The organism is Sphingobium sp. B7D2B (assembly GCF_025961895.1).
Taxonomy (GTDB): domain Bacteria; phylum Pseudomonadota; class Alphaproteobacteria; order Sphingomonadales; family Sphingomonadaceae; genus Sphingobium.
On the sequence record NZ_JAOQOM010000001.1, the window covers coordinates 507,861 to 522,784 of the forward strand.

The window sequence follows — 14,924 nt, forward strand, 5'->3', positions numbered from 1 at the left end:
GGTTGCCATGGCATAACAGGGAGCATGGCGCAGACGCCCGAGCAGGATCGCAAGATCATCCATATCGATATGGACGCCTTTTACGCGTCGGTCGAGCAGCGCGACGATCCGGCGCTGCGCGGCTTGCCGGTGGCTGTCGGCGGCGGCGGGCCGCGCGGCGTGGTGGCGGCGGCGAGTTATGAGGCGCGCGTGTTCGGCGTGCGCTCGGCTATGCCAGGGGGCAAGGCGCGCCGGCTCTGCCCGGAGCTCATCTTCGTGCGGCCGCGCTTCGAGGCCTATCGCGCCGTCTCGCAGCAAATCCGCGCGATCTTCGAGCGTTTTACCGACATCATCCAGCCGCTCTCGCTGGACGAGGCCTATCTCGATGTGACGCGCAACAAGCCGGGCGTCGCCTCCGCCACTTATGTCGCGCAGGAAATCCGGCGGATGATTCGCGAGGAGACGGGGCTGACCGCCTCGGCCGGCGTTTCGTGTAACAAGCTGATCGCCAAGCTCGCATCGGACCAGAACAAGCCCGATGGCTTGTGCGTCGTGCGGCCCGATGAGGCCGAGGCGTTCATGGCGGCGATGCCGGTGTCGCGCATCCACGGCGTCGGCCCGGTGACGGCGCGGCGCATGGCCGCGCTGGGCATCCATAGCGGCGCGGACCTCAAAGAGTGGCCGCTGCCGGCGCTGCAACGCCATTTCGGTAAGGCGGCGGCCTTCTACTTCGGCGCGGCGCGCGGTCTGGACGAGCGCCCGGTGCGCGACCGGGAGTCGCGCAAGTCGATCAGCGTGGAAGATACCTTCGCCAGCGATATCGGCGCGGAAGGCCTGTTGCTGGCCGAGCTTGAGAAGATCGCCGCGCGCCTGTGGGGCCGGGTCACCGCGAGCCGGGCCTTGGGGCGCACCGTTACGCTCAAGATCAAGCTGGGCGATTTCCGCATCCTCACCCGCTCGCGCTCGCTGCCCGCGCCGCCGGGCGATGCCGAGGATCTGTTCGCGATCGGCGCCGACCTGCTCCGCGCGCAACTGCCGCTGCCGGTCGGCGCGCGGCTGCTGGGGCTCGGGCTCTCAAACCTCATCGATCCCGAACGTGAAGAGCCGGACGAGACGCCCCAGCTCAGCCTCGCCTTCGGCTAGAAGCGCAGGCCGAGCGCGACCCCGCCGAGCAGCCAGCAGAAGAAGGTGATGAGCACGATCCCGACGAGGTTCAGGATGAACCCGCCGCGGACCATCTGTCCCATGGTGACGGCCCCGGTGCCGAAGACGATGGCATTTGGTGGGGTGCCGACCGGCAGCATGAAAGCGAGCGTGGCGGCGAAGGCCGCGGGGATGAGCAAGGTCATCTGATCGGCCCCGATGCCGAGCGCGACGGCGCCGAGGACGGGGATGAAGGTGGCAGCGGTGGCGGTGTTGCTGGTCACCTCGCTGAGGAAGACGATGAGGGTCACGACGGCGATGACGAGGAGCAGGATCGGCAGCGTACCAAGCCCGCTCACTTGCGCACCCAGCCAGCCATCGAGCCCGCTGGCGACAACCTCCCCCGCAAGGCTCAGGCCGCCGCCGAACAGCACCAGCACGCCCCAGGGCACGCCGCTTTCGGCATCCTTCCAGTCGAGCAGCATCTGCCCTCGGCCCTCGCCGGGCAGCAGGAAAAGTGCCAAGCCGGCGGCGAGTGCAATGGCGTTGTCATCAAGGCGCCCGAACCAGCCAAGATCGGCCTTGCTGCCGAGAATGGCGCCGACCACGCCGGGCACGACCCAGAAGAAGACCGCACAGCAAAAGACGAGGGTCACCAGCAATTCGCTGCGGCTGAACCGGCCGAGGCCGGCCAGCTCCCGGTCAATGAGCGCGCGGCCGCCCGGCACCTCGCCGAAGGTGAACCGATAGAAGACCCGCGTCATCAGCAGCCACGCAATGAGAATGAAGCTGAAGGCAATCGGCACGCCGACCAGCATCCAGTTCAGAAAATCGACCTGCCGGCCCAGTTCCTTCTCGATATAGCCGGCCACGATGGCATTGGGCGGGCTGCCGAGCAGCGTGCCCACGCCGCCCATGCTGGATGACCAGGCAATGGCGAGCATCAGGCACGCGCCGAAATTTGCGAGCTCCCTGGGTGCCACGGCGGATGCGCCATCGCAGGCGAGTGCCCCGGTTTCGTCGCGGCGATCACAGACCAGCGTGAGAACGGAGAACGCAATCGGCAGCATCATGAGGGTCGCCGCCGTGTTGGAGACCCACATGGAGACAAAGCCGGTCGTCAACATCAGGCCCAGCACGATCTGGCGCGGGCTGGTGCCGACCCGGCGGAGCGTGAGCAACGCGACGCGGCGGTGAAGCTGCCATTTCTGCATGGCGATGGCGAGCAGAAAACCACCGAGAAACAAGAAGATGATCGGGCTGGCATAAGGCGCCGCAACCTGCGCCACGCTGCGGTCGCTTGCCATAGGGAAGAGCAGGATCGGCAGCAGCGCGGTAATGGCGATCGGCGCGGCTTCGGTGATCCACCAGAGCGCCATCAAGGTCGCGACGGCGGCGACCCCGCGGCCCTCCGGCGACAGACCCTGCGCATCGCCCAGCGCGAGCCAGACCAGCGCTGCGCCGGCCAGGCCGAGCGCGCGCAATGCCCAGATCTTGAGAGGCGAGCGCCCGGTCGTGGCGGGGTCGCCATCTCCCTGCTGTCCGGTTGGTTCACTCTCTTGCGATGATGTTGCCACCTTGCCCCCGCTCCCTGTCCCGCGCGAATGTGCGGCAGGAGCGGCGGCGTGGCAAGCCGCTCGCGGCTGGAATGCCGGCTGGGCTGGCGGCTGGCGTCCGGCCTGTCAGCCGGGGTCGTGGTCAGCCGGGGTAGGGGCTGTCCTTGAGGAGACCCGCGAGGTGCGCGGCATTGGATGCCACCATGCCGGCGGTCTTGCTCACCGGTTTGGGTGTCGACTTGAGGTCCTTGAAATCCGTGCTCCCCATCGCCTCGCCCACCCAATAGCAGGCGGCGACGGCGGGGATCGTCCAGCCGACATCGTTCATCGCCTGGAAGAGCTGCGCGCTGGAGAAATGGGCTCCATCCTCATTGCCGACAATGGCGGCGACGGCGACTTTGCCATAGCTCGGCATCCGGCCCGCATCGTCCGTTTCGCTCAGAAACGCGTCCATCCGCTCCAGCACGCGCTTGGCGATGCTGGAGATCTGACCCATCCAGATTGGCCCGCCGAAGATCAGGATGTCGTGTGCCAGGATTTTCTCGCGCAGGGCCGGCCAGTCATCGCCCTTGCCTTCATCGGAGGTGACGCCGGGCAGGATGTTGAGCGCGGCCACGCGCACGGTTTCACTCAGTGTCACATCATGTTCGGCGAAGGCGTCGGCCAGAACCGCGATCATCGCGTCCGTTGATGAGGGTTCGCTGGTATCGGCTTTCAGGGTGCAGTTGAGGGCGAGGGCCTTCAGGATCATGTTGGTGCTCCGTGTCCATCCCCCTTGCACACAACACCCCAGCCCCCAGAGAGTTCACCGCCCTGTCCTGCGCCATTGCACGCGGGCGGCCGCAGGGCTATCGCGCGCCGCAAGCCCGTTTTCCCAAGGGCATAGAGGATGTTGGCCGTTTCCTTTCGCCTGCCTGTTGCCGCCCTGCTGCTGGCTTTCCTGGCGCTGCCTGCGCAGGCGCAGCCGGGCGCTGCTGCGGCCGAGGACGCCGCCGTCGTCATCACGACGGAAGCAGCCGCGGGTCGGGCCGTGGATTCCGCTGCCAAGCCGGGTGCGCTGCGGGTCGGCCCGGCGCCCCGCCTGCCAGCGCTTCGCTACCCGCAAGCCCGCCGCCTCGACCTGACCGAGACGCATTTTGGCGTGCCCGTCGCCGATCCCTATCGCTGGTTGGAGGGCGACCCGCGCCACGATGCCGATGTGCAGGCGTGGATTGCGGCGGAGAATGAGACCACCTTCCGCTACCTCAAATCCTTGCCGGGCCGGGAGGCGTTGCGCGCCCGCATGGCGACGCTGCATGGCTATGAGCGCTTCGGGAATCCGCGCAAGGCCGGCGAGCGCTATTTCTACACGCGCAGCAAGGGCGAGAATTTCTCGCCCATCTATGTGCGCGAGGGCGTGAATGGGGCGGAGCGTCTGCTGATCGATCCCAACAGGCTCTCCACCGACGGCTCGGTGGCGCTCGCCGAGTGGCTGCCTTCGCGGGACGGGCGCGCGCTGCTGCTGGCGCTTCAGAAGCGGGGCAGCGACTGGCGGACCGTGCGGGTGCTGGATGTCGAGAGCGGCGCCCTGATGCCTGACCAGGTGGCCTGGGTGCGCTATTCGGCGCTGGCCTGGAATCACGAGGGCACCGGCTTTTATTATGCGCGCTTTGCCGCGCCGACCGAGGGCGGGCGTGATCCCTCGTTCGAGAACCAGCAGGTCTGGTTTCACGCGCTGGGCACCGAGCAGGCGCAGGACCGGCTGGTCTATGCCACGCCGGATCGGCCCCGGCTGCTTCACCGCGCCGAGGTGACGGCGGACGGCCGCTGGCTGCTGATCAGCTCGAAAATGGGCACCGAGCAGACCGCCGAACTGGTGCTGATCCCGCTGACCGTGCCGGACGCCCGGCCCGTGACGCTGGTGCGGGGATTGCGCAATGCGTGGCAGATGATCGGCCAGCTAGGCGATCGGCTCTATTTCCGCACGGACGCAAGGGCGCCCAACGGACGGATCGTGACCATCGACGCCGGCCATCCGCGCCGCCGCCCGGTCGAGGTCGTCGCGGAGCGGCCGCAGACGCTGGCCGGTGGATCGATGATCGGCAGCCGGCTTGTGCTGGCTTATATCGTCGATGGGCGGATCGTCGCCGAAATCACGGATCTCGCCGGCAAGCGTCAGGGCGATGTGCCGCTGCCTGGGCTGGGCGCGGCCGCCGGCTTCAGCGGCCGGCCCGGCGATCCGGAAACCTTCTACGCCTTCTCCAGCTTTACCCAGCCGCCGACGATCTACCGCTTCAATGTCGAGACCGGCGAAACCAGCATCTTCGCGCGCTCCGCACTCGGCTTCGATCCGGCGGATTATGTGACGGAGCAGGTCTTCTACCCCGCGCGCGATGGCATAGCGGTGCCGATGTTCATCGTGCGCCGGCGCGACATTGCCAACTCGGGCACGCCTGCGCCGACCCTGCTCTATGGCTATGGTGGCTTCAACGTCGCGCAAACGCCCAGCTTCTCGCCCACCCGCTTTGCCTGGGTCGAGCAGGGCGGCGTGCTCGCCATTGCCGGCGTGCGGGGCGGCGGGGAGTTCGGCAAGGCCTGGTACGACGCCGGGCGGGGCGCCAACAAGCAGACGACCTTCGATGATTTCATCGCGGCGGCCGAATATCTCAAAGGCCAGGGCTATACCGGCGCCAACCAGCTGGCCATTGAGGGACGCTCCAATGGCGGCCTGCTGGTGGGGGCCGTGGTGAATCAGCGGCCCGACCTGTTCGCCGCAGCCCTGCCCGGTGTCGGCGTGATGGACATGCTGCGGTTCGACCAGTTCACGGCTGGCGCCTTTTGGGTGGACGATTATGGCCGGCCCGACCGGGAGGCGGATTTCCGCACGCTGCTTGCTTACTCGCCCTATCACAATATCCGCAGTGAGGCGGACTATCCCGCCATTCTCGTGACCACGGCGGATAGCGACGACCGCGTGGTGCCCGGCCACAGCTTCAAATATGCCGCAGCCCTGCAGGCGGCGGCGCTCGGCGGGAGGCCAAGGCTGATTCGCGTGGACACCGGCACAGGCCACGGCATCAATCGCCCGACCGACAAAATCGTCGACGAATATGCGGATATGTACAGCTTTGCGGCTTATTGGACCGGCCTGACGCTACGGCAGCGGTTTGGCCGCTCCAGCGCACCGACAGATGATGCCAATGCGGGCTCGGCCGCTATTCAGCCCGCGCTCATCGACCCGGTGCGATAACGCTCTGGCCGGCGATGCTGTTGCCGGTGTTGCCAGGAAGCGATCCGCCGATGAACGTTCACTCCAAACTTGCCTTGGCCGCTGCGGCCGGGGCGATGGTCATGGGCTCTGCGACGCCCGCCTCTGCGCGCGGCTATGATGGCCGCTGGGATCGGTATCCGCGCCATCATCGCGGCCATGACAATAGCGGCGCCGTCATCGGCGCGATCATCGGTGTCGGGCTGATCGCAGCGATCGCGACGGCGGCTGCCAGGCAGCGCGATGCGGACCGTTATCCCACGCGCCGGCCGGGCGATCGCGGCTATGATCCGCGCTATGATGATCGCGCCGGCGACTATGGCAATGACCGCTATGACGACGGCTATGATGGGCGCCCCACGGGTAAGGCGCTGGACGATGAAGACGCGGCGGTCGACGCCTGCGCCATCGCGGCGCGCGATCAGGCCTCGCGCGATGGCAATTATGCCGAGGTGCGGGACATCACGGGCGCGCGGCCCTTCGGTTCCGGCTGGGATGTGACCGGCACGCTGAGCATGCGGTCGAACTTCAAGGCCGGCGAAGGCCGCCTGCGCAGTTTCCGCTGCATCTGGGACGATGGCCGGGTGGACGGCGTCACCTTCGGCTGACGAGGCTTGCGGACAGGCTGGACAGGCCAGCCTGCCCGTCTTATCCGCTGCCCATGTCAGCACATTCCTCAGCTCACCCCGATTCCATCCTCATCGTCGACTTCGGCAGCCAGGTGACGCAGCTCATTGCGCGTCGTGTGCGCGAAGCCGGGGTCTATTCCGAGATCGCTCCGTTCACGCAGGCGCTGGCCGCCTTCCAGCGGATGAAGCCGCGCGGCATCATTCTCTCCGGCTCGCCCGCCAGCGTGTGCGACGAGGGCAGCCCGCGCGCGCCACAGGAGCTGTTCGAGAGCGGCCTGCCGATCCTCGGCATCTGCTACGGCCAGCAGGTGATGAGCCACCAGCTCGGTGGTGAAGTGCGGCCCGGCCATGAGACGGGGGAGGGCGGCGAATTCGGCCGCGCCTTCCTCACCGTCACCGAGCCCTGCGTGCTGTTCGACGGGCTGTGGGAGACGGGCGAGCGCCATCAGGTGTGGATGAGCCATGGCGACAAGGTGACCAAGTTCGCGCCGGGCTTCCGCATCGTGGCGACATCGGACGGCGCGCCCTTTGCGCTCATCGCCAATGACGAGAAGCGCTATTATGGCACGCAGTTCCACCCCGAGGTGGTGCATACGCCCGACGGCGGCAAGCTGATCGCCAATTTCGTGCGCCATGTCTGCGGCTGCGCCGGCGACTGGACGATGGCGGAATTCCGCGCGACCAAGATCAAGGAAATCCGCGAGCAGGTCGGCTCCGGCCGGGTGATCTGCGGCCTGTCCGGCGGTGTGGATTCGGCGGTTGCCGCGGTGCTGATCCACGAGGCGATCGGCGAGCAGCTCACCTGCGTATTCGTCGATCATGGCCTGATGCGCCATGCGGAGGCCGAGCAGGTCGTCAGCCTGTTCCGGGGGCATTACAACATCCCGCTGGTCCATGTGGATGCCAGTGAGACCTTCCTCGGCGGCCTCGCCGGCGTCACCGACCCGGAGGCCAAGCGCAAGTTCATCGGCAAGGCCTTCATCGACCTGTTCGAGGAGGAAGCCCGCAAGATCGGCGGCGCGGATTTCCTGGCGCAGGGCACGCTCTACCCGGACGTGATCGAGAGCGTCTCGTTCACCGGCGGGCCGAGCGTGACGATCAAGAGCCACCACAATGTCGGCGGCCTGCCTGAGCGCATGAACATGAAGCTGGTCGAGCCGCTGCGCGAACTGTTCAAAGACGAGGTGCGCGATCTGGGCCGCGAGCTGGGGCTGCCGGACATCTTCGTCGGTCGCCATCCCTTCCCCGGCCCGGGTCTCGCAATCCGCATCCCCGGCGAGGTGACCAAGGAGCGCTGCGACGTGCTGCGCAAGGCGGACGCCATCTACCTCGAGGAAATCCGCAACGCCGGGCTTTATGACGCGATCTGGCAGGCCTTCGCCGTGTTGCTGCCGGTGCGCAGCGTGGGCGTGATGGGCGACGGGCGGACCTATGACAATGTCCTCGCCCTGCGCGCGGTGACCTCCACCGACGGCATGACGGCCGACATCTACCCCTTCGACGCCGCCTTCCTCAGCCGCGTCGCCACGCGGATCATCAACGAGGTGCAGGGCATCAACCGGGTGGTGTACGACTATACCAGCAAGCCGCCGGGCACGATCGAGTGGGAATGAAATCGGCATAAGCTACGCACGGGTATCTTGCTAACTCCCGGAGGCCGCGAGCCTCCGGGTTGACTTTTATCTACGCGCGAATTGGCGATCCCGGCGGCTCGGTGGTGATCGTGACAGCTTGATGCCGTCCCGCCCATACCGGGGTAAAGGCGATCCTCTCCATTACCCCGACAAATGATATCCGATGACCGAAAATTGCGGCGCAGAAAATTGGCGTGATTTCAACGGAAAGCACCAAAATCTGCCGCCAGTGCCCACGCTATTTGTTGAAGTTTCTACATCATATATTGACATCTCAACAACATTTGACAGATAATGGTCTGCAATCGATTGAATCGAGCATGCTCGCCAGGGAGGCGGGCGCAATTGTCCGAAAGAGGGGATGTTATGAACGAGCGAGTGTCAGCCAAAACGCGTGGATTGCGCGATTCTCTGCTGATCACGGCAGCAATCTGCGCGGTGGCGGCAAGTGTGCCGGCAATGGCGCAGGACGCGCCTCAGGCCGATGAGGCCGACGCCGAAAGCATTGTGGTCACCGGCACGCGCCTGAGCGCTACCGGCTTTACCGCGCCGACGCCGGTCACGGTGATGGATGCGGACCGGATCGCAAAGATCGCGTCGCCCACCGTCGGCGAAGCGCTGGCCCAGCTGCCGTCCTTCCGGCCGTCCAGCACGCCGAACACGCAGAACATCTTCCCGGCCAATGCCGGCGCCCGCATCTCGGATCTGCGCGGTCTCGGTGCCTCCCGCACGCTGGTGCTGCTCGATGGCCGGCGCTTCACGCCCAGCACCTCGACCGGCAGCATCGACCTCAACATGATGCCGACCCTGCTGATCCGCAGCACGGAAATTGTCACGGGCGGCGCGTCGGCGGCTTATGGTTCGGACGCTGTCTCGGGCGTGATCAACCTGCGCCTCGACACCCGTCTCGATGGCCTCAAGGCGACGGCCGGCTACGGCGTGACCGATCGTGGCGATGGCGACCAGTATTTCTGGCAGATCGGCGCGGGCAAGCGCTTCGCCGATGATCGCGGCCGCTTCATCTTCGGCGCCGAGTACAACAAGGACGAAGGCACCGGCGGCTGCTACACCCGCGATTTCTGCGGCAATGAAGTGGGCGACCTGACCAACGTGCCGGGCCTCGGCGGTCGTCCCGCTCACAACATCATAACCGGCATGCGCACCGCGACGCTGACCCCGGGCGGCCTTATCACCGCGACCATCAACGGCGCAGGCACGTCCACGCCGGCGCGCGGCGGCGTGCTGGACGGCATTCAGTTCGGCCCCAATGGCTCGCCCACGCAGTTCGTCTACGGCCAGAACGCCAGCGGCCTCTTCCAGCAGGGCGGCTCGGGCGAAGGCCTCAACGCCTTCTTCGACGATCCGCTCCTCTCCATCCCGGTGACGCGCTACAACACCTTCGCGCATCTGGAATATGAGTTCTCGCCAGCCTTCACCGCCTTCCTCGAAGGCAGCTACGGCCATGTCGATGGCTTCACGCGGGGCCCGGAAATTCGCGCGGCTTCCAACATTGCCGTCGACAATCCCTTCCTGCCCGCCTCCATCCGTACCACGATGCAGAACAACGGCATCGCCGCGATCAGCGTCGGCAAGCTCGGCGTCGATTTCGGCCGCATGGACAGCACGTCGATCCGTGACACCTATCGCATCGTCGGCGGCGCACAGGGCGATCTGGGCGGCGGCTGGTCGTGGGATGCTCATGCGCAATATGGTGAGACGGCTTACAAGCAGAACACCATCAACAATCGCATCAATGCGCGCTACGCCAATGCCGTCGACGCGGTGGCCGGCCCCAATGGCCCGATCTGCCGGATCAATGCGGACAGCAACCCGAACAATAACGATCCGTCATGCGTCGCGCTCAACATCCTGGGTCAGGGCCAATATTCGCAGGCCGCGAAGAACTACGCCTTCGGCACAACCTGGCAGGACAACAAGTACACCCAGCTCGCTGGTGCTGTGAACATCAACGGCACGCCGTTCGAGACCTGGGCCGGCCCGGTCGCCTTCGCGGTCGGTGTGGAAGGGCGTCGCAACACGCTCGACATCCGGGTCGATCCGATTTCGGCCGCCAACGGCTTCTATGTGTTCAACCAGACGCCGTCGGCCGGTAACACCAGCGTCGTCGAAGGCTATGTCGAGCTGGGCGTGCCCCTGCTGCGCGAGAGCGCTGTCGGGTCGCTGGACCTGAACGGTGCCATCCGCCAGGCCCATTACAAGAACGAAGGCGCCGCAGGCAGCAACACGTTCAACGCCACCACGTGGAAGGTCGGTGCGACCTACAAGCCGGTCAACTGGGCGATGCTGCGGACGACCTACTCGCGCGACTTCCGTGCGCCCAACACGTCCGAGCTGTTCACGACGCCCGTCAGCGGGGTCGGCGTGTTCTATGATACGGTCAAGGGCGCCGAGAAGTTCATGAACGTGCTCACCGGCGGCAATGTCCGGCTGCGTCCGGAAACGGCCAACACGTTCACCGCTGGCTTTACCTTGCAGCCGCAGGGCGCATTGCAGGGCCTGCGCTTCTCCGCGGACTATTATAACATCCGCATCAACGATGCGATTGCTACGCTGTCGGCGCAGGTCATCCTCAACACCTGCAACACGACCGGTGCTGCCGATGTCTGCTCGCTGGTCCAGCGCGACGCCAACAACTTCGTGGACACGATTTCGGTTCTCTTCCTGAACCTCAATCGTCAGCAGCTGCGCGGCGTCGACTTCGAGGCTGGGTACAACCTGCCGTTCGGCGGTGAGCGTTCGGTCGATTTCCGGCTGCTCGCCACCCACACGATCGACTTCACCAACAGCGCCCTGCCGGGCATCGATCGCGCCGGGGACAACAGCGCGTCCGGTATCCCGTCCTGGATCCTTGATGGCATGGTGAGCCTCGATATGGGTCGCCTGGGTGTGAACCTGCAGGGCCGCTATCTCTCGAGCGGTAAATATGATGCGACGCTGATCGGCCCGGAAGATGCCGGTTACAGCATCACCCTGCCCAACAGCATCAACACCAACCGCGTGCCGTCGCGCTTCTACACGAACGTCGGCGTGACGTTCGATCTGATGAGCGAAGGCAGCAAGAAGGTTGAGCTGTTCGCCAACGTCTACAACCTGTTCGACGTGATGCCGCCGCCCTACTGGAACGGCAACAACAACGCCGTCTACTATGACAATGTCGGGCGTCGTTACCGCATGGGCGCACGGGTCGTCTTCTGATCAAATCCTGAAAGCCCCGACCTCGGCCGGGGCTTTCGCTTTTCTGGAGAGGGCGCAATGCGCGAGGATGCTTTTCCGGCCAAAGGCATCAGCCGCCGGGCTTTTTCGATAAGCTGTGCGGCGGGGCTGGGCGGACTGCTTGCCCGTCCCGCGCTGGCCGCAGCGGCACCGATCGCAACGACCACGCACGGGCAGGTCCGCGGGCGGTGCGAATATGGCGTCAATGTATTCCGCGGCATTCCCTATGGCGCCTCGACGGCGGGCCGGAACCGATTTGCCGCCCCGCAGCCGCCGGCGCCGTGGAGCGGCGTGCGCGATGCGCTCGACTATGGCCTGCGCAGCCCGCAATTGCCCGATGGGCCGGACGGGCCGGGCTTCTCCTCCTGGCGCGAACCGAAGGCCTCGGGCGAGGATTGCCTCGCGCTCAATGTCTGGACTCCCGGCCTTGCGGACGGGAAGAAGCGCCCGGTGATGGTATGGCTGCATGGTGGCGGTCTGGCGGTCGGCTCCGGGGCGACGCCGGTTACCGACGGGCGTAATCTGGCGGCGCGGCAGGATGTCGTCGTCGTGGCCGTCAATCACCGGCTCAACCTGTTCGGCTATCTCTATTTCGGCGATCTCACCCGCGGTCGCAGCGTCGCCGCCAATCCGGGGCAGCTCGATATGGTCGCCGCCCTGCAGTGGGTGCGCGACAATATCGCCGCGTTCGGTGGCGATCCGCAGAATGTGACGATTTTCGGCCACTCCGGCGGCGGCCTGAAGGTTGCGGGGCTGATGGCGATGCCGGCGGCCAAGGGGCTGTTCCATCGCGCGATCCTGCAGAGCGGCTTTGGCACTACCACTGTCGCGCGCGACGAGGCGGAGCGCATCACTGCCTCTCTGTGCAAGGCCGTGGGCGTGCGGGCAGGGGACGTCGACGCGCTGCGCGCCATCCCCATCGAGCGCCTGCTTGCCGGCCTGCAGGAGATCACCGGCGGCAATCCCGTGCGCGGGCCGGGGCTGGTCGCTGATGGCACCGTCGTGGCGCGGACACCGTTTGCGCCCGATCTTCCGGCGGTCTCGCCCGACATTCCGGTGATGGTCGGCCATACCAGTGCGGAGACGACCGTGCTGTTTCCGCCGCCCGGCGCCTTCGATCTCGACTGGACAAGTCTGCCGGCGGCGCTGGAAGGCCGCGTGGCATCGCCTGCGCCGCTGATCGAAGGGTTCCGCAAGCTGCACCCCAAGGCCACGGCGAGCGACATCTTCTTCGCCATCACGACCGAGGCCGGCATGGGCCGCAATGCCCGCATCGTCGCGGAAACCCGCGCGGCGGGCGCGACGAAGCCGGCCTATGCCTATCTCGTCAACTGGCAGTCCCCGGCGCAGGGCGGGCGGATGCGCAGCCCGCACGGCATCGAGGTGCCGATGGTGTTCGATATGGTAACGGAAAGCTATGGCAGCGTCGGTGAGCGCATGGCCAATGCCCAGCATCTGGCCGACGGCATGAGCCGCTATTGGGCCAATTTCGCGCGGACCGGCGATCCGAATGGCGATTGCCTGCCGCTCTGGCCGGCTTATGGACAGGACCAGCGGATGACGATGGTGTTCGACACTGAGTATGCCGCCAGCGCCGATCCGCTCGGTGCCGAGCAGTGGCTGATTGCCCGCTATGCCTGAGGCCTTCCCCATCCGGGCTGTAACGTCCGCTCGGTCTGCCACGCGGGCCGTGCTTGCTGTCCTCCTGCTCATGCTGGTGGCCCTTGTCGCCGCGCCGCACGCTATGGCCGCGCCGAAGAGCGAGGCCACGCCGTTCACGCTCCCGGCTCGCCCGGCCAGCGCGCCGCAAATGCCCTGCGGCGACCTCGTCAAGCCGGTCTCCCAGCAAGCGGAGGACATTGTCTATCGCGTGCGCTCGGCCACGGTAGAAGGGGCCAGCGCGGCGACACCGGGCGTCTGCCTCGTCAAGGCCTATACGGCGCCGCAGACCGAGTTTGAGCTCCGACTGCCGATGGCCGGCTATGCGGGGCGGTTCCTGCAAGGGGGCTGCGGGGGCATGTGCGGAGTCATCGGCCGCGAGGTGACGCCGCTCTGCAGCAACGCCCATATCGCCGATGGCAGCTTTGCCGTCGCCTTCAACAATGGCGGCCATCACAGTGCCGGCATCGGCGATGGCACATGGGCGGTCGGCGCGCCGGAATTGCGGGAGCACTTCGCGCACAAGGCCGCTCACGCCGTCGCCGTTGCCTCCAAGGCGATCGTCGCGCAATTTTACGGCGCGCCCCCGGCTTACAGCTATTTCGTCGGCTGCTCGGGCGGCGGGCGGGAAGCCTTGATGGAGGTCCAGCGTTATCCGGATGACTTCGATGGCGTTGTGGCCGGCTCGTCGGTCGCCATGCCGGCGGCGATGCAGCTCTTCCTGTGGGAAGCGCAGCAGGGGCTCTATCCCGATGGGCGCGAGATTTTCACGCCGCAGGCCGTCGAACTGCTGCATGCTGCCGTCATTAAGGCCTGCGACGGGCTGGATGGCATCACCGACGGCCAGATCGACGATCCGCGCCGTTGCCGATATAATCCGGCAAAGCTCGCCTGCCGTCCGGGCGCGGCGGGGCAGGCCAACTGCCTCAATGCCGATCAGGTCGTGGCGGCCCGCGCTTATTATCGCGGCCCGACCGATGCCGATGGGCAGTCCCTCTTCCCCGGTGGCGCGCCTTATGGCGCCGAACTGGGCTGGGTTGGCCGCGGCGCGCCGACGCAGACGGGCAAGTTCGCGGCACAATCCTTCCTACAATATCTGCTGCTGCAAGGCGAACTCCCGGCCGACTTCACCTGGCGCGACTGGACCTTCTCGCGTGAAAGCCTGCAGCGGCTGCTCAAGGGGGGCGAACTCTACGATGCCGGCAACCCGGACCTCTCAGCCTTCCGCGACGCCGGCGGCAAGCTGCTGATGTGGCAGGGCGTGGCGGACAATGCCGCCGGCGCTTTTGGCATGCTGGACTATTATCAGGCCGTGCGCGACCATGCCGGCGGGCTGGACGCGGCCCGCGCCTTTGCCCGCATGTTCCTCGTGCCGGGCGGTTATCACTGCGCGGGCGGCTATATCCCCTATGATCAGGATTTCCTGGGCGCAGTGGTGCTCTGGGTGGAAGAAGGCAAGGCGCCGGATGCCGTGGTGGCCAGCGCCCGCCTCGACACGGGCGTGGTGCGCCATCGGCCGCTTTATGCCTATCCCATGCTCACCCACTACCGGGGCGGCGACGTGAATGCCGCGACCTCCTTCGAGCCCGTCACGCCCAAGACGGAGCCGCAAGACGGCTTCGACTGGCCCGGCTCCCACGCCAGGGCGCGCCCGCTGACGGGGCGTTGATCCGCTCTCTCCTGACCGGCGCGGGGCGGGCCAAGGGTGGATGGTATCACAACGCGTGATACCGCCGCGATCTCGTAAGCTGCCGGCCTGCGCGAGCAGACGCTGGTCGCGGTCGCCATGAGCGTCACCCGCCCCGACGAACGCCTGCTCCTGATCGGCGATGCGCTGCTGTGC

9 protein-coding genes are annotated in these 14,924 nt (G+C 66.5%); 7 read left to right on the top strand and 2 right to left on the bottom strand.

Going from position 1 to position 14,924, the window contains the following annotated elements; all coding sequences use genetic code 11:
* Window positions 1–24 precede the first annotated feature (24 nt).
* Window positions 25–1,122: a DNA polymerase IV gene (gene dinB, locus M2341_RS02375; protein ID WP_264584070.1), complete on the top strand. Its 1,098-nt coding sequence runs from the start codon at window positions 25–27 to the stop codon at window positions 1,120–1,122.
* Here dinB and M2341_RS02380 read toward each other — a convergent pair.
* Both M2341_RS02380 and M2341_RS02385 read right to left on the bottom strand, forming a co-directional pair.
* Window positions 1,119–2,699, bottom strand: a complete 1,581-nt coding sequence (locus tag M2341_RS02380; RefSeq protein WP_264584071.1) for an SLC13 family permease — start codon at window positions 2,697–2,699, stop codon at window positions 1,119–1,121. The two genes, dinB and M2341_RS02380, sit on opposite strands and share 4 nt — an antisense overlap.
* A 121-nt stretch (window positions 2,700–2,820) precedes the next feature.
* Complete coding sequence (locus M2341_RS02385; RefSeq protein ID WP_264584072.1) at window positions 2,821–3,429, bottom strand: flavodoxin family protein; 609 nt, start codon at window positions 3,427–3,429, stop codon at window positions 2,821–2,823.
* 138 nt (window positions 3,430–3,567) lie between these two features.
* Here M2341_RS02385 and M2341_RS02390 point away from each other — a divergent pair, with 138 nt between their 5' ends.
* The 6 genes from M2341_RS02390 to M2341_RS02415 all read left to right on the top strand — a co-directional run bounded on the left by M2341_RS02390 (window position 3,568) and on the right by M2341_RS02415 (window position 14,750).
* Complete coding sequence (locus M2341_RS02390; RefSeq protein ID WP_264584073.1) at window positions 3,568–5,907, top strand: prolyl oligopeptidase family serine peptidase; 2,340 nt, start codon at window positions 3,568–3,570, stop codon at window positions 5,905–5,907.
* Window positions 5,908–5,957: 50 nt separating this feature from the next.
* A complete protein-coding gene (locus M2341_RS02395) occupies window positions 5,958–6,533 on the top strand; it encodes a hypothetical protein (RefSeq protein WP_264584074.1) in 576 nt (191 codons plus the stop codon).
* Window positions 6,534–6,586: 53 nt separating this feature from the next.
* Complete coding sequence (gene guaA / locus M2341_RS02400; protein WP_264571370.1) at window positions 6,587–8,167, top strand: glutamine-hydrolyzing GMP synthase; 1,581 nt, start codon at window positions 6,587–6,589, stop codon at window positions 8,165–8,167.
* A gap of 399 nt (window positions 8,168–8,566) precedes the next feature.
* Window positions 8,567–11,404: a TonB-dependent receptor domain-containing protein gene (locus M2341_RS02405; protein WP_264584075.1), complete on the top strand. Its 2,838-nt coding sequence runs from the start codon at window positions 8,567–8,569 to the stop codon at window positions 11,402–11,404.
* A 57-nt stretch (window positions 11,405–11,461) separates the two neighbouring features.
* Complete coding sequence (locus M2341_RS02410) at window positions 11,462–13,063, top strand: carboxylesterase/lipase family protein (protein WP_264584076.1); 1,602 nt, start codon at window positions 11,462–11,464, stop codon at window positions 13,061–13,063.
* Window positions 13,056–14,750, top strand: coding sequence for a tannase/feruloyl esterase family alpha/beta hydrolase (locus tag M2341_RS02415; RefSeq protein ID WP_264585971.1), 1,695 nt, complete (start codon window positions 13,056–13,058; stop codon window positions 14,748–14,750). Before M2341_RS02410 ends, M2341_RS02415 begins: the two co-directional genes overlap by 8 nt.
* Window positions 14,751–14,924 lie beyond the last annotated feature (174 nt).

Bases quoted from the DNA above. Each gene is read 5' to 3' on its own strand.
- dinB (WP_264584070.1), top strand. From the start codon at position 25: ATGGCGCAGACGCCCGAGCAGGATCGCAAGATCATCCATATCGATATG.
- M2341_RS02385 (WP_264584072.1), bottom strand. From the start codon at position 3,429: ATGATCCTGAAGGCCCTCGCCCTCAACTGCACCCTGAAAGCCGATACC.
- M2341_RS02390 (WP_264584073.1), top strand. From the start codon at position 3,568: ATGTTGGCCGTTTCCTTTCGCCTGCCTGTTGCCGCCCTGCTGCTGGCT.
- M2341_RS02395 (WP_264584074.1), top strand. From the start codon at position 5,958: ATGAACGTTCACTCCAAACTTGCCTTGGCCGCTGCGGCCGGGGCGATG.
- guaA (WP_264571370.1), top strand. From the start codon at position 6,587: ATGTCAGCACATTCCTCAGCTCACCCCGATTCCATCCTCATCGTCGAC.
- M2341_RS02410 (WP_264584076.1), top strand. From the start codon at position 11,462: ATGCGCGAGGATGCTTTTCCGGCCAAAGGCATCAGCCGCCGGGCTTTT.
- M2341_RS02415 (WP_264585971.1), top strand. From the start codon at position 13,056: ATGCCTGAGGCCTTCCCCATCCGGGCTGTAACGTCCGCTCGGTCTGCC.